Below are 23,816 nucleotides of genomic sequence, written 5' to 3' on the forward strand. Positions count from 1 at the left end.
ATTATCGTCCTTTGCCAAACAGTACAATTTCAACAGTACGGATAAGTATCAAAATATCTAACAGCAAACTTTGGTGTTTTACGTAATAAAGATCGAACTTAAGCTTTTCCATAGAGTCTTCTACGCTGGCGCCATAAGGGTAATTGAGCTGCGCCCAGCCAGCTAAACCTGGTTTAACGTTATGACGCTGATTGTAATACGGCACTTCGCGTACAAGCTGCTCAACAAACTGCGGTCTCTCTGGACGAGGCCCGATAAACGCCATTTCACCTTTAAACACATTTAAAAGCTGTGGTAATTCGTCAACACGGTATTTTCTAATGAAGTGGCCAATGCGGGTTACACGATCATCATTTTTGCTCGCCCACTTAGCTCCATCTTTCTCCGCGTCAGGTCGCATACTTCTAAATTTAATGATCTTGAAAAGCTTACCGTTCAATCCAACCCGTTCTTGTTTGTAAAAGACCGACACGCCCGTTCTTCTGCCGTCATCTAGATAAATTATTAATGCTGTTGTAAGCATTATTGGCCAGACAAAGAGAAATATGAAAAATGCTAATATCGCATTAAGCGTATAGTCTAACGCATCTCGTAAGTAGTTCTGGCTTTGAAAACCGTTTGAGTAAATAACCCAGCTAGGGTACATCAAATTTACTACAATTTGTCCCGTTTCTCGCTCCATAAAATCTAAAAGCTCGGTAACTTCAATTCCTCTCAGCCTGCAGTCAAAAAGTACTTCTACGGGTAAAGTGCCTCTTCTTTGATCACAAGCAATAACGATTTCTTCAATTTCATTATCTACAATGAATTGCTGAAAACTCTCGTCTATTTTAAGATGAATAATCTTCTCTTTTCGAATTCCGTCTTCGCGATTGTCTCCAGGAATTGGGATGAACCCGATAAGCTCAAAACCAATTCTATCTACATCTCTGCGCATACGCTTTTCAATGATTGAAGCTCTTTCCCCTGCTCCCAGTACCAAAATGCGAACTTTTCCAAGGCCCAGTAGGCCTAACCTATTTGTGAAATACCTAAAAACGACTAGAGTAATAATTATTGAGCATACCGAGGCAGGTAAGAAATAAGAGTCCATGACTAAATCGTCGAAAAAAGCACGGCTCAATACTTCTACTAGAAAATAGCTAAGACCCACGCTTACAAAAATTCGGCGAATAATTCCGCGAAAAGTTTCCCGCAATTTGGCTTCATATAAGCCGACTGACAATGAACAAAGCAATATAGAAACAGTGAGCATTCCCACGTTGATTACGAGTTTTTCAACGGAAACGTTAGGCGACATTCCGATCTGCGTGAGAATAAAATGAGAAATATAGCCCATGTAAGCTATGAGCAACGCTTCTGTAATTACTAGTATATTTGAGCGTTTATTCTGATTGCGCTTGTTTACTGCCACCCCTGGCCCCCTAAAACTGCGGCGTTTTTCCCATCATAAAGGGATTTATTCCAATAGACTACAATTGATGTTGGCATTATAGTGACATTTCCCGTAGGGTAAACGACAAAAGTCATATATTAACCATAATGAGTGTAGGATGATCTCTTATGTTCCGCTTTAGAACGCTAATGACATGCTGTGCCCCCATTTTATTTTTTGGTCTTAATGGTTGTAGTAATACAACGGCATTGCCCGAGGCAACCACACGACCTTCTCTAACTACCGACGTAAATGATTACCAGTACCTGATAGGTCCGGGTGATTCGTTAACTATTTTTGTGTGGCGTAACCCAGAAGTGTCGGGCAATTTCATTGTTCGACCCGATGGCAAGGTTACTACCTCATTGGTTGAAGACATTGATGTAGCAGGTCGCACGCCTACGATGCTTGCCAGAGAGATTGAAGAGCAACTTTCTACTTACATAAACAACCCAAGAGTTACAGTAAGCGTGAATAACTTCACAGGTCCTTTGAGTGAACAGGTACGCGTTATTGGTGAAGCCACAAACCCCAGCGCGGTAAGTTATTCTGAGCACATGACACTGCTTGACTTAATGATAGCCGTTGGCGGGCTTACTGAGTTTGCAGATGGAAACAATGCAAAGCTCGTGAGGGTTGTGAACGGTAAGCAAAAGACCTTCGAAATTAATATAGATGATCTGATTAGAGATGGCGATATCTCAGAAAACGTTGATATGTTGCCTGGTGATATCGTGATTATCCCAGAAGCTTGGTTCTAGTTATTAAGCAGTAAACGGAACAAATAATAAAATGCAGGACTTACAGCAAACGCTAACCCAAATTCTTGACTATGTGAAAGGAGTTTGGATTAAAAAGCGTTACGTAATTATTTTTTCTTGGCTCATATGCCCAATTGGCTTTTTATATGTTGCCAGTCTTCCCGATGTTTATTCTTCGAAAGCGCAGGTATTCGTGGACACTCGCTCGGTATTACAGCCGTTACTTCGCGGGCTAGCGATACAGACGAATCCTGATCAAGAGATACAGATGATGGCTAAAACCTTACTTAGCAGAAGTAATGTAGAGAAAATAGCCAGAGAGAGCGACCTTGATATCACAACGAATACAGAAGATGAATTTGAATCTCTTGTAACATCACTTTCGAAAGAAATAGCGCTATCTTCGACTGGACGAGATAACATTTATAACATTTCGTTTTCCAATAAAGAGCCCACCGTAGCTCAGAGGGTGGTTCAAGAAACCTTAGATTTATTCGTTGAGGGTTCTTTAGGTAACAATCGAAAAGATACCGACACTGCAGGTCGCTTTTTAGACGAACAAATTGCCGAATATGAGTCACGCCTTTCTGAAGCTGAGCAGCGCTTAGCTAATTTTAAACGCCAATACAATGATATATTGCCACTCGCCGGCTCCTACTATTCAAGCCTACAGAGCCTGAACAACGAGCTTGAAGCGACTCGCCTGCAAATAAAACAAACACAACAGCAGGCAGAAACGCTCAAGAAACAAATTAGCGGTGTAAAACGCAACGACAGCTTCGGCGTAACCAACCAAGACGAACCGGTGCTTCGTACTCGCTATGATGAACGGATACGTGCTCTAGAGGAAGAACTCGACAGACTTACGCTGCGCTTCACGGATTTGCATCCCGATGTAGTTGAAACTAAGGCACTGCTAGAAAGTTTAGAAGGTTATAGGGACAAAGAGATAGAGGCGTTTCTTAACGCTGACGAGGGCGATAACAGTCAACCACTGTCAGAACTTAACCGAGAAATTAAACTAGAAGCAAGCCGTTTAGAAAGTCAAATAGCTTCGTTTCAAGTTAAAGAATCAGATTTATTGCGGAAGATTGCTGAACTAGAAAGCAAGGTAGACTTAATTCCTCAAATTGAAGCAGAGTCCTCTTCTTTGAACCGTGAATACGGTGTGACCAAACAGAAATACGAAGAATTGCTTTCTCGCCGTGAATCAGCTGATTTATCTCGAAGAGCTGATGTATCAGCAGAAGACCTTCAATTTAGAATAATAGAGCCTCCGTTATTGCCTAAACGCCCATCAGGCCCTAATCGCCTTATTTTTTATACCGCGGTGCTCGTAATAGGATTTGGCTCTGGAATTGCTATCGCATTTCTAATTAGCCAACTTAATCCAATCTTAATACGACCTAAGCAGTTGCTCAATGTGTCAGATTATCCAATTTGGGGCACAGTTACCCATTTAAACATTGAGCAAATTAACAAAACTAACAGAACTCGACTTATCGTGTTTTTATTCTCGAGCGGCACTATTTTGGCAATGTATGGCGCATTAGTTGCGGCTGAAATTATGAATATAGATTTATTTGGAGGGCTTCTTTAATGAAAAATACAATTGAGAAAGCACTTCAAAAACAAAAAGAAGCGAAAGCAGCAAGTCAAAATAATTCGTCTACAGAAAAGCTTGAAGACGCTAATCATTCAAACGTGCCTGAAGAGTCGAAGGTATCAATTGACAAACCTGCACCCGCGGAGCTTCCTGCTGAAAAAATTGTTGCTGATGAAAAGGAATTTATCAATAAGAAATCTCCACTCGACGAATTTGTTATTGATTTTGCCCGCCTCGATAAGAATGGGCATATTTCGCTTAACGGTGAGAGAAAACAAATTAATGAAGAGTACCGAGAAATAAAGCGTAAGCTTTTAGCAAATGCTTTTGGTTCATTAGCGAAAACCCTTCACAACCCGAACATTATTATGGTTACCAGTAGTCGCCCTTCTGAAGGGAAGACATTCACTGCAACCAACCTGGCAATGAGTATCGCATCAGAGCAGGATAAAACCGTACTGCTAGTGGATGCTGATGTACTTAAGCCTAACGTATTAAATACTTTAGGGTTAGAGCGTCGTAAAGGGCTGATGGAATACTTGACCGGGGACGTTGACGATATTTCAGATGTGCTGTACCCAACCAACATCGATAAGCTGAAAATTATTCCTGCAGGAAAGTCGCACCATTTATCTACCGAATTGCTAGCAAGTCAAAAAATGCATGACACTGTGAATGAATTTGCTAACAGATACCCAGATCGAATAGTTATTTTTGATACGCCTCCTCTCATTGGTATAAACGAGAGTGCTATTCTCGCTAATTTTGCAGGACAAGCGGTTGTTGTCGTTGAAGAGGGCAAAGCAAAAATAGGCGATATTAAAATGTCTGTGGAGCGATTGAACCCAGAAATGGCCATAGGATTTGTAGTGAACAAGTCTGTACATAACGACACCGATGGAAGCGGATATTATGGGTATTATTACTCAGAGCGCAGCGAATAGGCGCGATACAATGCCTAAAAGTAGAATAATAAAGCTGACACTTGTTGCCGCAGCCGTTGCAACCAGTCTACCGGCTTTTGCAAAGCTTAACGTTAATGCTATTGCCACAGCTGAAACAATCTATCAAAGTGTCGATACTGAGGAAAATGGCAACCGTTCACTAACAACAGTGACTGTGGCGCCAAAAGTAAACGCAACTTATCAAACAAGAACATTTCAAGGGTTGTGGTCTGGTACCTACACCCATCTTGAGCGCGATAACGACGATGCGAGCCAGCGCCAAGATTACGCAGAGTACAGCTATTCAGCGCAATGGGTACCTTTTGAAAATCTACTGTCCTTTCAAGCGGCTGGGGCTTTGAATTACCAAAACACTAATTCAGCAAACTTTTTGATAAGTGACTTTATTGCAAACTCCGACAGTTTGGCAAAAACTCGCTCGAATCGACTATCTTCTACGCTCACTTTAGATCAAGGTGACTGGGTAAGAGGACAAGGCACAGCCTCATACTCAGATACAGCATCGGAGCGCTCATTGACTAACAACAATGCGCTTGACAATGACAGTTATCAACTCTCAGGTACTTTACTCAACGGCGATGAAGCCAAGTATTTCATCTGGTCAGTTACAGGTACTTATCAGAATACTGAGAGAGGTCAAGCAAGTGCAGGCGACTTTGAGTCGAGAACCGCTAATGGTTATATAGACACTCGAATTTATGGCAACTGGGCCATTCGTTTAACTTCAAGGCACGAAGCCAACCAGATCTCTGACAGAAATGACACGGGTAGTTTAGTCAGAGAGTTTAATTCATATGGCGCGGGCTTGACCTATCGACAAGCTGAAAATCGTTATATCTCAATTACGGCAAATAAAAGTGATTCCGATATAGAGGATGACGACGGTGAAACATTCGTAGGTGTTGATATGCAATGGGCTTTGAGTACCCGTACTCGCATTGCGGCTACATACGGGCGTCGTTTTTATGGTGAATCGGCATCAGCGAATATTAGCTACAATTCCAAATACTTACGAACCTCGTTCAGCTATTCGGAAGACGTTACAAACACTTCTCGCTTGTTAGCTGATCCAGAGAACTTAGGCGTATTTATTTGCCCAGCTTCATCGACATCCATTGCTGACTGTTTTCAGCCCAATAGCTTAAGTTATACACCCTCCGCGGGAGAGCAATTGGTGCAGCTTACTTCTCAAAATCTAGAGTTTGACGACAACATCATTCTGCGAAAAAGTGCAAATTTTCAAGCAGGTTATGACTTTTCTAGAATTACCCTCGCTTTTTCTTGGAGATATGCCGAAGATGATTACTTAGACGAAGATAGACTAAGACGCACCTACTCATTCGGTACAAACGTAGCCTATAAAATTGGTAGCTATACCAACATAACTAGCAGTATTAACTACGCCAATATCACGGGTCAGGGTTCAGAAGACGTATTTAGAGGCGAAAGCGACAACTGGAATGCATCCATAGGTTTAGAAAGAGAGTTCGGTCGCCGTTTAAAAGCAAGTATTGATGCTAGGTACCTTAAGCAAGAGGGAGATTTGAATACAGGCATATCTCAGTTTGGTAACAACTATACTGACAGACGCTTAAGCGCCTCTATTACCTACACCTATGACTAATTCACTGAATTTTTTCAATATACTGGCTGCAGTTTGTAGGCAGTACTAGTAACCTAAACTCCAAAAAAGCGCCCGATTTTACGTTAGTAAAATGGCGCTTTTTTTGTTTATCAAATGATGGTGGCTACAAAGAAAGTATGACTCTTTATTATCATCACTCTTTCTTATCATCACTCTTAAGTCGGACATACGTTTTGAACTTCTTTTTCATAAGTTTATCGACGTATTGCGTCATTTTCACTTTTTGTGAAATGGCGTCATCTAAAGCATCAACCAATTCAGCTAACATATCTAAGTAGTATTTGGTGTCGCGAATAACATTGCCTTTAGGTGTCATGATAGTTTGGCTTTCAGGGTGGTCAGCAAAGCCCATATGCTCCGTCACTTCCGCGCCCGTTTTATCAGGCTCGAACATCTCTGCTTTTACTTCTTCAATTACTTCGTTTACCGCATCCGCGTCAAAGTTCTCTAGTTCTTCTAAAAAGCCATAAAGCATTACCCTGTCCATTAGGGTATTAATTTTACGAGGAATACCGCGAGAGAACATGTGAATGCGTTCTAACGCTTCGTCATTAAACAGTGCAGACCCGTTCCATCCCGCGTGGTGCAATCGGTACTCAATGTATTCTTTGCACTCTTCCAATGAAAGCGGAGCGAGATGGCAAGACGCCACAATACGTTGCCTAAATTGCTCCATATTCGGTGCGCGTAGAATAGGCTGCAGTTCTTCTTGCCCCAGCAAAAAGCTTTGAATCAACGGTTTGCCGTTCAGCTGAAAGTTACTCAGCATTCTTAGTTCTTCAATGGTCTCTAACGGAAGGTTTTGCGCTTCATCAACCAATAGTAAGGCGCGGCGACCTGCTTTGTTTAGATCGTATAAGAAAATTTCAAGCGCTTTTAAAATATCGGCTTTTGAGCGACCTTCCGTGGGGATATCAAATTTAGACGCAACCATTTTTACCAGTTCGTCTGGCGACAGCTTTGGCGTAACTATTTGAGCTGCCGCAATGTCGTCTTCAATTTCTTCAAGCAAGCTGTTTGCTACGGTAGTTTTCCCGGTTCCAATTCCGCCGGTAATAACAATGAACCCTTCAGCTTGAGAAAGTCCATACTGTAGATAAGACATGGCGCGTTTGTGCCATTTACTTGCGAAGAAAAATTCTGGATCTGGGGTTAACTGAAACGGTTTCGAGTTAAGTCCATAATAACTTTCGTACATGCAATTTACCGTTTTTCCATTAAAAATGTGCGTTCGAAAACATGAGTGCGAACACGTGAATTCGAAACAGCGCGCTTATTCTCGTATATTATGGTAACCAACATCGCGCGATTATCGAAGTAATATATTCACGCCGAGTCCTAAGGGCTGGTTGATCTATGTTGTACAGCAAAGGTCAACAAGCACTAGTTAATTCTGCTAATATAAAGCTACGAGAAATTTCTGTACATTGAATTACATTGGCACAAAGTATACCAGCCAACGCAGGCAATACCCACCAGGGAAGTACAAAAGCTACGTGGTATCTCTACTTAGTTGAAAATAAGCTTGGCCAACTCTACACAGGAATTACCACTAACCCCAAGCGCCGCATAGCGCAACACCGAGGAGAGTTAAAAGGGGGCGCCAAGGCCTTAAAAGGTAAGGCACCACTGACCTTTAAAGCCATATTCGAAATGACTGACAAGTCACATGCCTCAAAGCTTGAATATGAGGTAAAGAGAATGAGCCGCCCTCAAAAAAACGGGATTATTCGTAAAGGGCAACTCAATGAGCTAATGTGTATGAAAACCCAATTTGAAGATTAAGACATTGGGTTGCGTTAGGTTCGTTATCCAGAAAAGAGTATTCCCCTACCCGCCTAAAACACCGTTAATGATCATGGCGTTTCCTATGCTAAGTGTAAACCCAAGTGCAGCTACACCAACGTTATGCTGTTGGTCGACTTCCTGCCGGAAATTCATGCCAAATAAAATAATTTTTTTGCTCGCTAGTACCAAAATATGTAGTGCGATTGCTAAGCCAACACTAACAATCAGCCAACCTGTTATATTGCTCACGTAGCCTGATGGGTTATAAATGAGTAAATTCTTCGCAGCCGACACAATCATAGCAGTTCCAAGTAAATTACCAGTGTGCTCGATAGCGAGTGCTAACTGCCCCTTCTCTAGCGCCCCTTGAAATGAGTCGTTTTGATTATCTCTTGCATATCTAAACTCTAAAATGCGCGTCATAACAAGCAACATGGTCAGAACTACGGTAAAGCCGGTCACAATAGCAATGATTGCGTTTATGTCGCTGCCATCAACCCACACCATAATATTGCGTAAAACAATTGCGCTTGCCACCAAACTAGCCGCATCAACCAGCGCCACGCTCACACTCCTTTCGGCAATCATCGCGTGAGTATCAACTTTATTAAGTACTAGTTTATCGTGAGCGAAGCGCCCGAACTTCACCAATATAATGCCCACAATGCCGAAAGTTACCATTCCAATCGCCGCTTCTTTATAACCCACGCCAATATGACGGCCAACAACCGAGCTCAATACTATGCACAACGACAGCATGCCTCCCGCAATGCTTATCCCAAATGCGAAGTTATCTTTAACACCTAGTTCTTCTGTTACCGAGTATTTCCTAAATGCGCCTGTCAGCCACTTCATAATCATTAGCAGTACTAACGCAATTGCGACATCCATAGCGAGATATATCAGCAGTTCTTGCGTTAGAGGTACTAGTTTTACTAAGGCTTCCACGTTATCTTTGCTCCTTGAACACACAAAGTTCTTCTGATTAGTTTTTGATGTAGTTTCGAAAAATCAGTGATGGCTAATTGAATAGCGTTCATCTAATACAAACTTGTACAACGATGACATCGAACTTGTTCAGATTTATTTTAGTTTGGGCTAAATGACCTGTAGATCACACCCTGGGTTAGCAGGCACTTAACCACATTGAATGCAGAGCTGCACGTTAGCGCACTTAGCAGACCTTGTTTTGAGTACTTGCAATGGCAATTGTGAGTATTCAACCGTAAAACACGAGTGATATCTCATAAGACGCGAGCATTATGCCAACAGACAACGAAAATAGCATGACAAACGTAGAACTTGCCGAAAAATTTTGGCAGCAGTTGTTAACAGCGCCAGCAATTAGCGAAAGTGACAAAGCCGTAATTGAGGCTCATTGTGAAACACTAATGCTCTCCTTCACGCGTTCCTCTTTCTTGGCTGAAACATTGATTCAAAACCCTTCATTTGTTTCTCGCATCGTTGAGCATTATCAACCCCTTGAGAAAAGTGAAACGCTTCAATCTCTTGGCAATACCATGTCATCTGACTATCTCGCAAACCTAGACAATGAATTGCACACCGTTGCTAGCGAAGATGACTTACTGCAAGTGTTGAGGGAATTTAGAAATAAAGAGATGGCGCGGATTACTTTCCTCGACGTTTTGAACAAGCAACCCATCGAAATATCACTTATGCAGGTTTCAGCATTAGCTGATGTACTTATTAACGGTGCGTACCACTGGCTTTATCAACATTTAGCTGCGCGCTATGGAAAACCGCAAAGCCAGAACCAAGACATGCACATGTATATCTTGGGTATGGGGAAATTAGGAGGAAAGGAACTCAACTTTTCTTCTGATATCGATTTAATTTTTACGTACCCGGAAAAAGGCGAAACCCAAGGTGGTCGAAAAAGCGTAGAGCATCAGCAGTTTTTTACCAAACTTGCGCAAAAACTTATTCAAGCATTGAACAAAGTGACTAATGACGGTCAAGTCTACCGCGTTGACATGCGTTTACGCCCCTTCGGCGATTCTGGCCCCCTTGTGATGCATTTCGCGGCACTTGAAGATTATTATCAAGACCAAGGTCGACACTGGGAGCGCTTTGCCATGGTAAAAGCGCGGGTGATTAACGATGATAATTCGCAAGATGTGAAATGGTTAAAGAGTATTTTGCACCCGTTTACCTTCCGTCGTTACTTAGACTTCACCACATTAGATGCCCTTCGTAACATGAAAAAGCTGATCGCCACAGAAATACGCAGACGCAGACTGAGTAACAATATAAAACTCGGCGCAGGTGGCATTCGTGAAGTGGAGTTTTTTGCCCAAAGTTTTCAGTTGATTCACGGAGGACGAGAGCCAGCATTACAAAGTAAGTCGTTACTTCACACGTTAGACGCATTAACTGAACTCGATATAGTCGAACGCGATGTAACGCAACAGCTAAAAAGTGACTATCTATTCCTAAGAAAAGTAGAACACACGCTTCAACAAGCACAAGATCGCCAGACCCAGACTCTTCCTGAGTTACCTTGGCTACAAGCTGCGCTTATTGAAGTCATGGGTTTTGATTCTTACAGTGAATTTTTAGTGCATTTAGATACTGTAATGGCGCGTATTCATGCCCATTTCAACGAGTTAGTAGAAGAGTCTCATGACACGCACTCAGAAGAAGACCAGCTTTTCACTGCCTGCCAAGATGCGTGGCGTCTTGCATTGCAAGAGGATGAGTTTACTGAAACCTTTGGCGAATACCTGTCTGCCAGCGATATTAAAGGCATATATTCTATTCTTGTCGCCTTCAAGGATAAGCAACGCAATTATCGCATAGGCCAAAAAGGTGAAGACACGTTAAATAAATTGCTTCCCGAAATTTTGTATGTGCTCATCAACCAACATCCAAACTACATCCCACAAGTACTCGACCGTTTACTTGGTGTTATAGAAGCGATTACTGGCCGAACCACTTACCTTGACTTACTACTTGAAAATCCGGATGTATTAAAACAGTTAGTAAGGCTATGTGAACGAAGCGACTGGATAGCTCAAGAAATTAAGCGCTTTCCATTACTATTAGACGAACTACTCACGCCGTTATACCTAGGTCAGCAAAATACCGATATCCATACCAGCAAAAAGGAATATCAGTTGGAACTGCGTGAAATCATGCTTCGTATTGAACAAGACGATGTTGAAATGCTTATGGATGGATGGAGGCAGTTCAAACTTTGCCAACAGCTTCGCATAGCCGCCAGCGACATCAGTGAATCACTACCTATAAACAACGTGAGCGATAAGCTTACGGTGCTAGCTGAAGTGATATTGGAGAACGTAGTAGATGCTGCCTGGATGCAAATGCAACAGCGCTATGGCGTTCCAGCACACCTAGAGGGAACTGACAAAGGATTTGCCGTGATCGGCTATGGAAAACTAGGCGGGTATGAATTAGGTTACGGCTCAGACTTAGATTTAGTGTTTTTGCACAATGCCCCTCGCGGCATAAGTACAGACGGTAAGAAGTCTATTGAAGCACAACAGTTTTACATTAAGTTGGCGCAGCGCATCATGCATCTTCTCAATACGAAAACGTTGTTTGGACAATTATACGAAACCGACTTGCGTCTACGCCCTTCTGGCAATGCGGGATTGTTATGTTGCCATATCGATGGTTTCGAAAAATACCAGACGGAAGAAGCATGGACTTGGGAACATCAAGCGCTGGTTCGTGCAAGAGCCATTTGCGGAGACCCACGCCTTTTGAATGACTTCACGCAGGTAAGAAATTCCATACTAACTCGCTCTAGAAACGCTAAAACGTTGGCTGACGATGTGTGCAAAATGCGTTTAAAAATGCGGGAGCACTTGCTTTCAAAGGACAACGACAAGGTAGACTTAAAGCAGTGTGTAGGCGGTATTACCGATATTGAGTTCATGGCTCAATATCTTGTACTCGCTAATGCAAAGTCACAGGCTGCCATGACAGAATATCCTGACAATCTTCGCATTTTTGACGCCGCAGCCAAGAGCAACATTATTGATGTCACCACTGCGCATAAACTGCAAAAGGCGTATTTAAAGCTGCGAGAGCAATACCACCATTTAACGTTAGCAGATACCAAGTACGCAGATCAGAGCGAAGAACTAGATGCCATACGAGAGCAAGTAACCATTCACTGGAATACACTATTTGGCACGTGTAGCGGCTAGGCGGTGAAGCTTAACCTCTAACCAAACGACAGTTGGTGGTGAGAAATTCTGTTTCTTGGGCAGTCACCACCAGCGAGCGTTGCTCTGCACATAAATATGCTTTTACTTGCCCTTCAAAACTACTGTCTATGGCACTGGCAATTTTAGCAAGCGATCCTGCAACCGTGTTGTCCAATTGAAACTGGTGCTTAATAACAAAGTCTTGCTCCAGGTTCCATATCACCTGCATGCCTTCAGCTTGAGCGTATTGCGAAATAGCTTCGCGCAGTGTGTTCCCTTCTTGGAACGTGCGGTATTTGTGTTCGCCGGTCCAATTCTTTGCAACCGGACGTGTTTGGCTAGACATTTGTGCAAGCTTGTTGTCTAAATTAGGATCAACGCCCGCAATATCCAGAACAAAATCTCCCTGCTCATCTTCTGCTGGGTCAGTAGCAGACATACGGAAGTCTCGATAGAACTCACTTAACCCACGTGATACAGACTTTTCTTCCGCTTGCCCTTGCGGAACAGGCTCTTGGTCCTGTGTTTGAAGCATGTAAATGAGTACGCCAGCAATGATCACAAGCACTGCTGCTATGCCAATTTGCTTTGCCCAAAACGATGAACTTGAATAACTTGTCTGTCCCATACCTTACCAATGTGTAGCCACTTTTAATCGAAAATCAGCTTATGCTATGTGTATGAACTTAAGCATAATTCTTCTATTTTAGTCTACCTTTGAACGGAAAGCCTATTATTCTATTTATCTAATTTTCATCGCTAGGTGTTTATTCATACACAGCTATAGTGATTTATACAGCGATTCAGGGTTACTTTCCGGTCTGGTTTTAAATCGCTTGTGCATCCACAAATAGCTTTCTGGCTGTTCTTTAACCGCAGCGTCTACATGTTGATTCAGTAATGTTAGTGCTTCAGCGTCTTCCATATCGCCTAACTGAGAAAGCGGTGGATAGATTTTAATTTTGTAACCGCGTTTGGTGTATTGCGACGTGATGATCATTGGCTCAGAGTGACTACGTCGAATAAACATAAGCGTTGCTGTAGTTGTCGCAGTATCTTTCACCCCACCAAATGGCACAAAGATACTTTGTTTTGGACCATAATCCTGGTCGGGCAAATACAAACAAAGTTCTTTATCGTCAAGTGCAGCAAGTAAGGCTTTTGCGTTGCGCTTATCAATCATGTATTTGTTCGAGCGGTTTCGCCCATGATACTGAAGGTAATCAACGAGAGGGTTGTTGTGTTTGCGATAAAACGCGATGCTTGGACGGAAGAAGCCAATACCTCTACAGGCAAATTCCAGATTCATATTGTGAAGTGCCATACCAAAGACACCTTTGCCATTTGCAAGGGCCGCTTCAACATGCTCAGTGCCTTCAATCTCAATGGCTCGTTTTACGCGCCAGCTAGGCCACCACCATCCCATAGCAGTTTCAAATAGTGCCATGCCCGTACGCCGCACATTTTCTCTGTAAAGCGCCTCTACTTCACTGGCGGAAAGTGTAGGGTTCCAGAGCGTCAAGTTACGCTTTGCGACTTTTGCCCGTTTAGGAACAATCAATGCGATAAGTTTACCGGTACCGCCACCGATAGCGCGTATCACGGGTAAAGGCAACCATGTAATCGTATAAAGAACGAAAACACCTAACCATACAGGCCAAAACTTAGGGCCTAAAAATGCTAGTTTAAATTTAGGAGCTTTAATTGCCGCCGCCAATGTCTGTATCCTTTGAACCGAAGTGGGCGGCATTGTAGCAGAAGGTTTTTGGTGGGGCTAATTGAGACAGACAGCCCACAGTACCCTTGCGATAAATAGAAGCGCTTAAGCAGGGAGAGCCCATACTTGCTTTCTCTGCTTAAGAAACATATTGCTTGTTATCAATACAAACTGAAATCAGGTCACTAATATTCTTTATCGATTTGCTTCAACTTTTTCTCAAACGATTCATATTGTTCTTTTGAGTCATAGTCAAAATGGTATTGATTGTGAAAGCCGAACTGCAACTTCACATTAACGTCTTCAATGTAAAGCGTATAGCCATCGTGATCTGTAAACGCAGTGATCCCATTAAGCTTATACTGTTCATCTTCTTTCGCGCCATGCTGGCGGATCTTGTCGAAAACCTGAAGTAAGAACTTGCTGTCTAATTCGTTTTTCATTGTAAATCCATTGTTGAGAATTTATCTATTTTTACACAATCAAACGATTTTTGGATTTATCTAGGGCCTATATTTAAAACGACTATGCGAGTTAATAACTACAACCTAAAAGTTGTAGCGAAAACCTAAATTTACAATATGCGCAGAAAAATCATCTTTGCCACCAAAGTAGGTGTATTCCACGCGTACCATCGACTGTAAGCCTAAGTAGTAATCAAAGCCTAGCCCAGCTAATCCTGCGATAATTGTGTCATCGTATCCACACACAGCGGCTTCTGGGCCACAGGTATTGCTATCTATCGACGCGTGCTCGATGTCAACGCTTGCCACGCCTAATTTATAATACAGCTCACCTTTCTGGCTACTCGCTTTACCTAGTAACGCCAAATAAGGGCCTTTAGATGAGATTGATTGTTCGTCGTTATCTGTATCAATAAAAGAGATATAGCCACCTTCTACATACCACTGACGGTGAAATTGATAGCCTAAAGCAGCTGAATAGCTAATATCAGACTCATTATCTATTTCAGTATCTATGTTGCCAAAGCCAATGTTTGCCACTGCGTATCCGTTGGCTGATGCTAGTCCAGAAAAACCCAAGCTTGTTATAGCTGAACTTCCAATAAGGAACTTAGCGAAAAATGATGAAAGACGGCGCATTTTAATTACTTCTCCATGTTAAAGAGCGCTCACTATAAAAGACAATGCCTCTGATTAAAACGAACAAACAGAGTTTAGATGAATACAGTTAACTGATAGCTGCACGAAAAAGCGGTTTTATACCAGTCCACATAGATAATTTCCCACACAGCGAGAGGTAAAATGTTCGTAATCGCGGCGTGTTAACGCCGGTATAGTGGTTCTACATCAAGGTGACACAACAACCAGAGCGTTTTTTGACCATTAAATATCAGCAATGTTAATCCCTTGCATCACACTTTCGTATAAAAAAGACGCAGATAGTTTATATAACCACATGATTATTTGATAATTTTTACAAAATTTGATCTTTTTTAAATTAGGTGTAGTATTAACTTAAACAACTGGTCAGATGAGCGGATGAGTTATTATGAGTATCAGAACTAGCTTAAAGAAAGTATTACCCCCAATTTCAATCACAGAGCAAGAAGCCTTAGATGCAGGCGACGTGTGGATTGAATCTTCTATTTATCAGGGTAAGCCTGACATGCAGGCGCTACGCGATATCCCTCAGGCAAAACTGAGCGCAGAAGAACAAGCATTCATGGACGGTCCAGTAACCGAGTTGCTGAACATGATCGATGATTTTGAACTAGGCAACGGCAAGCACATTCCTCAGGACGTTTTAGACTTCCTAGGTAAGAACCGCTTCTTCTCTATGATCATTCCAAAGAAATTTGGTGGTCTTGAGTTCAGCCCGTATGCAAACTCTACAATCGTTGCCACTATCGCAGCGAAAAGCGGTGCAATTGCAGTAACCGTAATGGTTCCTAACTCATTAGGTCCAGGCGAGCTTCTTATGCACTACGGTACGACCGAGCAGCAAGATTACTGGCTACCTCGTCTAGCAGACGGTCGCGATATTCCGTGCTTCGCGCTTACCAGCCCTGAAGCAGGTTCTGACGCAGGTGCTATTCCTGACGCGGCGATCGTGACTAAAGGCGAATTCAACGGTGAAGAAGTGCTTGGTTTACGCGTAAGCTGGGACAAGCGCTACATTACACTTGCACCAATTGCGACCGTACTAGGTCTTGCGTTTAAAGTATTCGATCCAGACCAACTACTTGGCGACAAACTAGAGCTTGGCATTACCTGTGCCCTTCTACCTAAGTCTCACCCAGGTGTTGAACTTGGTAACCGTCACGACCCAATGGGTGTACGCTTCTACAACGGTACTACTCGTGGTCAAGATGTGTTCATTCCTATGGACTTCATCATTGGTGGTCAAAAGAACATTGGTCGTGGTTGGCAGATGCTAGTTAGCTGTCTAGGTGCAGGTCGTGGTATTTCACTTCCAGCAATGGGCGTAGCAACTGCACAATCAGCATTTAAAGGCACGGTTGAGTATTCATTCGTACGTGAGCAGTTTGGTCTTCCAATTGGTCGCTTTGAAGGTATTCAAGAGAAAATGGCAGACATCGCGGGTAAGACGTTCTTACTTGAAGCGATGCGTGTGTTAACAACTGAAGGTCTAGGTCTAGGTGTTAAGCCATCAGTAGTTACCGCTATTGCTAAGTACCACATGACTGAACTAGGTCGTGATGTGATGAACTCTGCTATGGACATCCAAGCAGGTAAAGCGATTCAACGCGGTCCTCAGAATACGTTAGCGGGCGGCTATGCTGCGCTTCCTATCGCGATTACGGTAGAAGGTGCAAACATTCTTACCCGTAACCTGATGATTTTTGGTCAAGGTGCAATGCGTTGTCACCCTTACCTTAAAGACATGGTTGACCTAATCCACAGCAACGAAAATTCTGCGGATGCAGAGTTCAACAAAGTGCTTCGTAAAACAGTTGGCTTCAGCGTTAAAAATGCATTCCGCAGCCTAGGTAAAGGATACCTTCCTTTCCTACGCGAGAGCGAGTCTGCACTACCAGAAGTTCGCAAGTACGAGAAGCGTGTTAACAGCATCTCTGCAAAACTAGCACCACTTGCTGACTTGTCACTTGCGGTACTAGGCGGTGACCTTAAGAAAGCTGAGCTTTTATCAGCACGTCTAGGTGACGTAATGAGCTACCTATACGGTGCAATGGCGGCAATTCGTTTCTACGAGCAGCGCATTGAAGACAGAAAACTTGCGCTACCGTATTTCGAATACGCGATGCAGTGGTCTTTACAACAAGCGGATCAGGCAATTGTTAACTTTATCAACAATTTCCCGAACACGGCGACACGTGGCTTAATGCGTCTTCTTACCAACACCTACACCAACAGTGTTGCGGGTATCAGCGATGACCTAGTGCGTGAGCTTTCTATTGCGTCTATGCAAGACAACAGCGTGAAAGAGCAGCTTACTCACCTTGTTCGCGTTACGCCGGGAGACGGCAATGACATTAACGAGCAAGCGTTTAAAGCGAAGCACGCGGTAGCGCACCTTCTTGGCAAAGTGCAAAAAGCACTTCGCAAAGAGCCTGTAGTGCCGTTCATTTCTTTTGAACATGCACTTAACAAGCTTCAAGAAAAAGGCGTAGTAACGGCTGATGAAGCCGCTAAGCTTCACGACTACAACGAAAAGCGCAAGCTAGCAGTTCGTGTAGACGAATACACGTTCGATATGGAACTTGTTCCAGCGTCTCAAACGCTTAAAGCGATTGATGGCGGTCAAAACGCTGCGTAAACTGTCATAATTGCAGTAACTTGATTAACAAAGCCCCATCCTTGAGATGGGGCTTTTTATTTGCCCGTTAAATTACCTTTCTATTGTTTCGTTCGTACTCTACCCTTAGCTTATCGTGGTTTTCTTAAACAAGGATTTGTAAAGTGAAAACGATGCGCTTTATTGGCATTCAAACCGTTTCAACATTTTTTATTCTCTTTATCTCGTCGCTGCTATTCAATTCAAACGCCAGTGCCCAGCACGATGATACTAACTTCGTCATTGGAGAACTAACTCATCCTCGAGTAAGTAGCTTCTATAAACCCCTAATAGCACGTGCGTACCAAGATATCGGCATTGAGGTTACATTCGAAAAAGTGGGTGGGGAAAGAGGCTTACGGCTGTTGAATGAAGGAATGACAGATGCAGATATTATTCGCTATGACGTAGTGTCTCAGCCTGACAATAACATTGTAATTGTTCCTCCAGCACTGTCTCATGGCGCATCATTTCTATTGTGTATACGAGGAGCTGAGTGCAATAAAAGCATAATTCAACAACCAGATAAGGCAATAGCCGTTACTACCCGATTTTTCTTCAATATACACGCCAAACCTGGCGAGTTAAATGCCAACATCTTTGAATTTGATGACTTTCACCACGTCATAAATTTACTGCTCAACGGGCGATTTGACTACGCTATTTTACCGAGTGACTATTCTGAAGAAGCCATTTTCGAACAATCTGGAATTGAGTATATACCTCTAGTGGAACACGAATTGGTACACGTTATTCATAAGAAACATAGCCATTTAATTGACCAACTTTCTGCAGCAATCGCCAAGCAGCTTCAGCTACTCAAAGCCGCGGAGAGTGAATAAATAAAAAACGCCCGCATCAATTGCGGGCGTTAGTTGAACAATAACTAGTACCTTCGCACCAGATATTTGCTCGTTAGTCGAACATATATTTAAGCGACAGCACTGTAGTACGGCCGTTCAATGGACGTGCTCTGATGTAACTACCAACCTCTGCTGAACCTTCTTCTGACTCAGTGATGATAAATTCATCAGTGGCGTTATTCACATTAAGCGACACAGAAAATTGGTCGTTCACCCAATAAGTGGCAAACAAGTTTACAAGGTTATAACCCTCTTGTTTAAGGTCGTTATTGTCCTGAACATAGTACTCTGTCGAGCCTTGTAGTGAAGCACCAACAGACCATGTATCTGTAACGTACTCAGGGGTAATAGTCCAAATCCAATCTGCTTGGCGGCGTGGAGTATTTCCTTCAAGTGCAGGATTGTTTACGTCTTTACTGATTTCAGCGTCTGTCCACGTTAAGTTACCGGATAGCACGAAATTATCAGTTGCTGTCCAGCGGCCTTCAAGCTCTAAACCTGTTGCTTCATATTCGCGCATAAAGGTTAATCCGCTGGTTACCTCTGCTTGCGTATCTTCAGTAACAGTATCAAACAAGGTTGCGTTAACCATGAGGTCTTTCGTACCGTATTTGTAACCTACCTCGAATTGCTTCGTTGTATCGTAACCCGATGTTGTGCTTGTTAAGCTGCCGTCTGTATTCAATGTACCGCCAATCTGCAGTAAACGATCGGCAATAGCACGGCCACCTTTTGAGTAACGGGCAAAGAATGTCTGACTGGCGCTTAGCAGGTACGAGCCACCGATTGAATAAGACGTATTATTCGCACTGTAATCAACAATTTGAGAAGACGCACCGGCGCGATTTAAGTTGATAACACCACCGCTAATGAAGCCGCTGTTGATTGCTGAAGCATCTTCAATTTGCTCAATAGTTCCGTTACCGTTTAGGTCGAAGTCAGCATTTCCGCCGCAGCATGAGCTGATGAGTTCACCTGAAGCTTCGGTCGTGTCATGACGTACCGATGCATCAATAAGAATGTTATCTGACAATTCAAAACCAACGTTCATGTACGGCGCTTTTGTTACATAATTTAAGTCCCACTCCCACGAAAGGAAGCTTGGTGACAATAAACCGTTTGAAACAAGTTCCACGCCATCGCCATCTGTAATTGTTAGAAGCTGTGAATTGTCACCGTCTAGAGTTTGAATAAATGTCTGCCAGCTTGACCAGCTTGTGGCGATATCCTGGTTTGAGTAGTAATAACCTACTGTGAGGTCGATACCGTTATCAAATTCTTTACGCAAGCTGAAATCGTTGATCATGTTACCCAAATCGTTGATTCGAGTGTCGAACTGAAGGTTTGTAAATACTTGTCCTGTGTACACTTCACCAGCGCCAGGTCCGTTCGCGAGCACAACACTTGTGCTGTCGCAATTCAGCGCATTTCCGTCACCGTCAGTAGCGCCGGCACAAAGTGCAGAAGCGAAATTCGATACATCGCCAGGGCCCGCTGGAAATCCATCAGTAAATGGAGCAATAAAACCACCTGAGATATCTGAAATACGGAACTTGTTTAATAAGAACAAGTTTTCGGCCACTTCGAGGTCAACTTCAACGCCAAATGAGTTTACTTTTGATTCGATGCCATCGCGGACGTCGCGATTCTCTGGGTTACCATAGCTGTCAAAAGTAGAAATGTTTGTGTTGTAAGCTGAGTTTAATGCCTGTGAGCTGGCATCGTAACCAGGTACCGGGCCATATTCACCATCGCCTTTCACCAATACCGGAGAAGGAAGATATGTTGATACTTTGTCATCAAGGTTTTTATAGAAGAAACGGATGTGACCGTTATCTAGCATCTTAGTGATATTGAACTTAACCTGACCGCCTTGGTCGCCATTGTATCCCGTTTCTCGCGGGCCCTCTCCACCACGGGCAAAGCCAGCGATGTGGTAGTAAAGGTCGTCGCTAATTTCACCGCCATAGCGAAAATCTAAACGAAACTCTTCGTAATCGACGCCAAATGACGTTCCAATGGCACCGCCACCTACTTCGCCCGTGTTACTGATCAAGTTAATAACACCGCCTGGCGAGTTACTTGCGAATGTTGACGCTGAACCACCGCGTACTGCTTCCACATTCGCTACTGACCAGTCGTAGCGTAAAAAGTTATCGGCATTGCCAAAGTTAATATCACCATATTCTAAAACAGGTAAACCGTCTTCATGGATTTGCAAGAATTTAGAACCACCCGTCGCAAGTGGAATACCGCGAATAGTAATATTTGCGTTACCGCCTCCGCCTGAAGACTCGGCACGAATACCGGGTAACGCTCGAAATACCTCAGCGGTAGAACGAGGAGCTAGTTTAAGAATATCGTCTTCATCGAATGCACTTACAGAAACACTTGCTTCTTGCATCGTTGCACCACTCGGTGCAGCGGTAACCACAATCTGTTCAAATTTTCCTTTCGGCTTTGCGTCAGCATTAGCTGTTGCTGATTCCTGTGCGATAACCGCTCCTGAAAAAGCGGCGCAAATCGATAGGGTCAAAGCGTTGAGCGTGTGATTTTTGTTCATTTTTTCTCCGGCAATGTGTTGAATTTGTTAAATCCAAGGTAGCCTCTGTCCCTTTAACGTAGGGTGGCGGCAACACAGTTTAAACTTAATCGATTAAGAATTTATAACAAAGAAACAACATTGTAAACATCCTGTGAAGATTTTTTAATCTTGCACTGCGCTTTATTTAACTTTTATATACTAAAGTTTTAGCTATATTCAATGCTTTGCACCACAGATAAGAAGTGAGAATAATATCAATTAAGAGAGCTGCACTTTCCAGTATTTAAAACGAACTGCGAAAAGCATAGACAGACTATAAGCGGGTTGCTTTAGTCGAATTTTAAAATGACCCAGTCATATGTATTATATTTAGCCTATACTACAATCATTTAGTGCACTTAAGTTTGTACGCTTCGCTCTATTCTGTACGACTAAATTTGCTTTTGAAGTAACGCATTAAATTTGAATCACAATGTAATTAAGGCTTTATCCGGTTGAACACGTATCAAGAATCGATATCACAAACTGAAATAGAAAGAGACACCACCGACATGCTAATTGGCAATAGCTTTGTCGGCTTCTTGATGACGATATTTGCCTTTTCTGGCCTGGTATTTTTCTTTGAAAGCGACTCCCCTTCAACATTTGCAAACAAACTACAGATTTGGGGAGTAATGGTGTGCGTCTCACTTCTGAGGCTAATTGATGCATTATATTGGCGCACTAATTTGGCAGGAAAAGCTTATAACCCGCGCCCTGCTTTGATTCGGTTTTCGACCGGGCTTTATGTTACGGGTTGTATTTGGGCGCTTTATTCAGTGCTTTTCTATTCATCCATGGCATCTGTCGAACTAGCAGCGACTATGGTTGTACTCGCCGCGATGTCCGGCGGAGCTGGTACCGTCCTGTCTCCGAACATAAAACTCGTCGGGTTCTACTCTACTGCTCTTCTTGTACCTATGTCGTTATGTGCGTTAATTGATGCTAGCGGGAAATTTTTTATTTTAGGTGTGCTTGGCTTGGTTTTCTGGTTTGGCATTTTCGCCAGTGCTTTTCGCTACCATCGCTTTTTCATCAGTACGTTACACCTTAAAGCTAAGAATAATAGTTTGATGGAACAGATGTGTATTGAGCGTAGTGAAACAGTTAAAGTAAACAAACTACTCATAGCTTCAAACGAAAAGCTCGATGCATCTAACGCCAACCTTGAAGCGGAAGTGGAAAGAAGAACGGCGGATTTATATCGGTTGTCTAACAGAGATCCACTGACAAATTTGCTTAATCGCAATGGCTTTCTCAAGCATCTCAACAATTTGATAGATACTACACGTGCCCTTGATAACTCGCTCGCCCTTCTATTTATCGACTTAGACGGATTCAAGCAAGTTAACGACAGTTTAGGACATAAAGTCGGCGATATTGTCCTTGCCGAAATTGCCAACAGACTTCGTAACTATACGGAAGAAAATCACCTGGGAAGATGGGGAGGAGACGAATTCGTCGCCGTAATTCCTTATGCTAATGTTGATACCGCAAAGGCCGTAGCACACGCTATGCGCAGTGGCGTCACTATTCCCATTATTGCGAACGACAATCAGGTAACGTTAGACGCCACTATCGGCATCGCTATGTTCCCCGTCCATGGCGACAGCGCTGTTGATTTAATTCAGCAGGCCGACCTGACTATGTATGATCAAAAGCGTAAGCAAAGAGGCTCTATTGGCGTATTTAACGAAACGTTGCACAACGAAATAAAGCGAGAGCAGCGCCTTTGTGAACGCTTAAGATTAGCCATTGAAAATAGTGAGTTTACTGTTTTTTATCAACCTATCATTGACGTCACGACAAACTCCTTGTCGTCAGTAGAAGCGCTTTTACGGTGGAACTGCGACGGAGAAAACATCTCTCCTGCGGTGTTTATCCCCCTTGCAGAGCGCAGCGGGCTAATGCCTGAAATAGGTGCGTGGGTATTAAATAGAGCGCTTATCGACCTTTCACATTGGCAGTTCAAACCCGGCCTCGCAATGTCAATAAATGTATCAGTCGCGCAGTTGCTCGATGACAGCTTCTTTAAAGTTTTAGACAATGCCCTCAGCACAACTAAAATTTCGCCAGAACGCCTCTATCTAGAAATAACTGAAAGCGTATTCGCTATTGATAAAGATCTAGTGACTAAGCGAGTGAGCGAACTCGTAGCCCGTGATGTCAAAATATCAATTGATGACTTTGGTACAGGTTATTCATCTTTAAACCGTCTTCAATCTATGCCTTTCAATTTTATTAAAATTGACCGCTCTTTTATACAGAATAGCTCTGAAGAGAGTGATACCATAATAAGAGCAACACTTTTAATGGCTAAAGAGTTTGGCTGTAAAACCATTGCAGAGGGCATCGAAACTGAGCAGCAAAGGCAACACTTGTCCCAGCTTGGAACCGACTATTTGCAAGGCTTTTACTTCGCTAGACCAATGAACGCCAACGACCTTATTTCTTGGTATAACGAAAACTACTAATA

Annotated in this window: 17 protein-coding genes; 9 read left to right on the forward strand and 8 right to left on the reverse strand. The window is 43.0% G+C overall.

Features of this window, described 5'->3' with window-relative positions:
- Position 1: 1 nt before the first annotated feature.
- A complete protein-coding gene (locus KUL49_RS06555; RefSeq protein ID WP_131136748.1) occupies positions 2–1,414 on the reverse strand; it encodes a TIGR03013 family XrtA/PEP-CTERM system glycosyltransferase in 1,413 nt (470 codons plus the stop codon).
- Between the two features lie 149 nt (positions 1,415–1,563).
- On the opposite strand from KUL49_RS06555, the gene KUL49_RS06560 reads away from it, so the two are divergent.
- The 4 genes from KUL49_RS06560 to KUL49_RS06575 are packed head-to-tail and all read left to right on the forward strand — an operon-like array spanning position 1,564 to position 6,391.
- On the forward strand, positions 1,564–2,196 hold the full coding sequence (locus KUL49_RS06560; RefSeq protein ID WP_131136749.1) for an XrtA/PEP-CTERM system exopolysaccharide export protein: 633 nt from the start codon (positions 1,564–1,566) through the stop codon (positions 2,194–2,196).
- A gap of 31 nt (positions 2,197–2,227) precedes the next feature.
- On the forward strand, positions 2,228–3,796 hold the full coding sequence (locus KUL49_RS06565) for an XrtA system polysaccharide chain length determinant (protein ID WP_131136751.1): 1,569 nt from the start codon (positions 2,228–2,230) through the stop codon (positions 3,794–3,796).
- Positions 3,796–4,746: an XrtA-associated tyrosine autokinase gene (locus tag KUL49_RS06570; protein WP_131136753.1), complete on the forward strand. Its 951-nt coding sequence runs from the start codon at positions 3,796–3,798 to the stop codon at positions 4,744–4,746. Before KUL49_RS06565 ends, KUL49_RS06570 begins: the two co-directional genes overlap by 1 nt.
- Complete coding sequence (locus KUL49_RS06575; RefSeq protein ID WP_131136755.1) at positions 4,715–6,391, forward strand: TIGR03016 family PEP-CTERM system-associated outer membrane protein; 1,677 nt, start codon at positions 4,715–4,717, stop codon at positions 6,389–6,391. The genes KUL49_RS06570 and KUL49_RS06575 overlap by 32 nt, the downstream gene beginning before the upstream one ends.
- Positions 6,392–6,545: 154 nt before the next feature.
- Here KUL49_RS06575 and KUL49_RS06580 read toward each other — a convergent pair whose 3' ends face one another.
- Entirely contained in the window at positions 6,546–7,610 is a 1,065-nt protein-coding gene (locus tag KUL49_RS06580; RefSeq protein WP_131136757.1) for an XrtA/PEP-CTERM system-associated ATPase, read from the reverse strand.
- Between the two features lie 239 nt (positions 7,611–7,849).
- On the opposite strand from KUL49_RS06580, the gene KUL49_RS06585 reads away from it, so the two are divergent.
- Entirely contained in the window at positions 7,850–8,197 is a 348-nt protein-coding gene (locus KUL49_RS06585) for a GIY-YIG nuclease family protein (protein ID WP_014977101.1), read from the forward strand.
- A gap of 45 nt (positions 8,198–8,242) precedes the next feature.
- On the opposite strand, the gene KUL49_RS06590 is transcribed toward KUL49_RS06585, so the two are convergent.
- Positions 8,243–9,148: a DUF350 domain-containing protein gene (locus KUL49_RS06590; RefSeq protein ID WP_131136758.1), complete on the reverse strand. Its 906-nt coding sequence runs from the start codon at positions 9,146–9,148 to the stop codon at positions 8,243–8,245.
- 314 nt (positions 9,149–9,462) lie between these two features.
- Between KUL49_RS06590 and glnE the strand changes: the two genes are divergently transcribed.
- The gene (gene glnE, locus KUL49_RS06595; RefSeq protein WP_131136759.1) at positions 9,463–12,396 is read left to right on the forward strand and encodes a bifunctional [glutamate--ammonia ligase]-adenylyl-L-tyrosine phosphorylase/[glutamate--ammonia-ligase] adenylyltransferase; all 2,934 of its coding nucleotides are present in this window, start codon (positions 9,463–9,465) and stop codon (positions 12,394–12,396) included.
- A 10-nt stretch (positions 12,397–12,406) separates the two neighbouring features.
- On the opposite strand, the gene KUL49_RS06600 is transcribed toward glnE, so the two are convergent.
- From KUL49_RS06600 to KUL49_RS06615, 4 genes are all read right to left on the reverse strand, one after another.
- Positions 12,407–13,024, reverse strand: coding sequence for a TcpQ domain-containing protein (locus KUL49_RS06600; protein WP_131136761.1), 618 nt, complete (start codon positions 13,022–13,024; stop codon positions 12,407–12,409).
- 153 nt (positions 13,025–13,177) lie between these two features.
- On the reverse strand, positions 13,178–14,113 hold the full coding sequence (lpxL, locus tag KUL49_RS06605; protein ID WP_131136763.1) for an LpxL/LpxP family Kdo(2)-lipid IV(A) lauroyl/palmitoleoyl acyltransferase: 936 nt from the start codon (positions 14,111–14,113) through the stop codon (positions 13,178–13,180).
- Positions 14,114–14,298: 185 nt separating this feature from the next.
- Positions 14,299–14,556, reverse strand: a complete 258-nt coding sequence (locus tag KUL49_RS06610; RefSeq protein WP_014950255.1) for a DUF3081 domain-containing protein — start codon at positions 14,554–14,556, stop codon at positions 14,299–14,301.
- Positions 14,557–14,661: 105 nt separating this feature from the next.
- On the reverse strand, positions 14,662–15,216 hold the full coding sequence (locus tag KUL49_RS06615) for an outer membrane protein (RefSeq protein WP_131136765.1): 555 nt from the start codon (positions 15,214–15,216) through the stop codon (positions 14,662–14,664).
- 409 nt (positions 15,217–15,625) lie between these two features.
- Between KUL49_RS06615 and KUL49_RS06620 the strand changes: the two genes are divergently transcribed.
- Together KUL49_RS06620 and KUL49_RS06625 are read left to right on the forward strand one after the other, a co-directional pair.
- A complete protein-coding gene (locus KUL49_RS06620) occupies positions 15,626–17,875 on the forward strand; it encodes an acyl-CoA dehydrogenase (protein ID WP_131136767.1) in 2,250 nt (749 codons plus the stop codon).
- Positions 17,876–18,027: 152 nt separating this feature from the next.
- Positions 18,028–18,735: a hypothetical protein gene (locus KUL49_RS06625; RefSeq protein ID WP_242633764.1), complete on the forward strand. Its 708-nt coding sequence runs from the start codon at positions 18,028–18,030 to the stop codon at positions 18,733–18,735.
- A gap of 73 nt (positions 18,736–18,808) precedes the next feature.
- On the opposite strand, the gene KUL49_RS06630 is transcribed toward KUL49_RS06625, so the two are convergent.
- The gene (locus tag KUL49_RS06630; RefSeq protein WP_131136772.1) at positions 18,809–21,319 is read right to left on the reverse strand and encodes a TonB-dependent receptor; all 2,511 of its coding nucleotides are present in this window, start codon (positions 21,317–21,319) and stop codon (positions 18,809–18,811) included.
- A 476-nt stretch (positions 21,320–21,795) separates the two neighbouring features.
- Here KUL49_RS06630 and KUL49_RS06635 point away from each other — a divergent pair, with 476 nt between their 5' ends.
- Positions 21,796–23,814 (forward strand): bifunctional diguanylate cyclase/phosphodiesterase, encoded by a 2,019-nt coding sequence (locus tag KUL49_RS06635; RefSeq protein ID WP_131136774.1) that lies wholly within the window; start codon positions 21,796–21,798, stop codon positions 23,812–23,814.
- Positions 23,815–23,816 lie beyond the last annotated feature (2 nt).

The organism is Alteromonas sp. KUL17 (assembly GCF_006538305.1).
Classification (GTDB): domain Bacteria; phylum Pseudomonadota; class Gammaproteobacteria; order Enterobacterales; family Alteromonadaceae; genus Alteromonas; species Alteromonas macleodii.

Bases quoted from the DNA above. Each gene is read 5' to 3' on its own strand.
- KUL49_RS06560 (WP_131136749.1), top strand. From the start codon at position 1,564: ATGTTCCGCTTTAGAACGCTAATGACATGCTGTGCCCCCATTTTATTT.
- KUL49_RS06565 (WP_131136751.1), top strand. From the start codon at position 2,228: ATGCAGGACTTACAGCAAACGCTAACCCAAATTCTTGACTATGTGAAA.
- KUL49_RS06570 (WP_131136753.1), top strand. From the start codon at position 3,796: ATGAAAAATACAATTGAGAAAGCACTTCAAAAACAAAAAGAAGCGAAA.
- KUL49_RS06575 (WP_131136755.1), top strand. From the start codon at position 4,715: ATGGGTATTATTACTCAGAGCGCAGCGAATAGGCGCGATACAATGCCT.
- KUL49_RS06580 (WP_131136757.1), bottom strand. From the start codon at position 7,610: ATGTACGAAAGTTATTATGGACTTAACTCGAAACCGTTTCAGTTAACC.
- glnE (WP_131136759.1), top strand. From the start codon at position 9,463: ATGCCAACAGACAACGAAAATAGCATGACAAACGTAGAACTTGCCGAA.
- KUL49_RS06600 (WP_131136761.1), bottom strand. From the start codon at position 13,024: ATGGGACAGACAAGTTATTCAAGTTCATCGTTTTGGGCAAAGCAAATT.
- KUL49_RS06610 (WP_014950255.1), bottom strand. From the start codon at position 14,556: ATGAAAAACGAATTAGACAGCAAGTTCTTACTTCAGGTTTTCGACAAG.
- KUL49_RS06615 (WP_131136765.1), bottom strand. From the start codon at position 15,216: ATGCGCCGTCTTTCATCATTTTTCGCTAAGTTCCTTATTGGAAGTTCA.
- KUL49_RS06620 (WP_131136767.1), top strand. From the start codon at position 15,626: ATGAGTATCAGAACTAGCTTAAAGAAAGTATTACCCCCAATTTCAATC.
- KUL49_RS06625 (WP_242633764.1), top strand. From the start codon at position 18,028: ATGCGCTTTATTGGCATTCAAACCGTTTCAACATTTTTTATTCTCTTT.
- KUL49_RS06630 (WP_131136772.1), bottom strand. From the start codon at position 21,319: ATGAACAAAAATCACACGCTCAACGCTTTGACCCTATCGATTTGCGCC.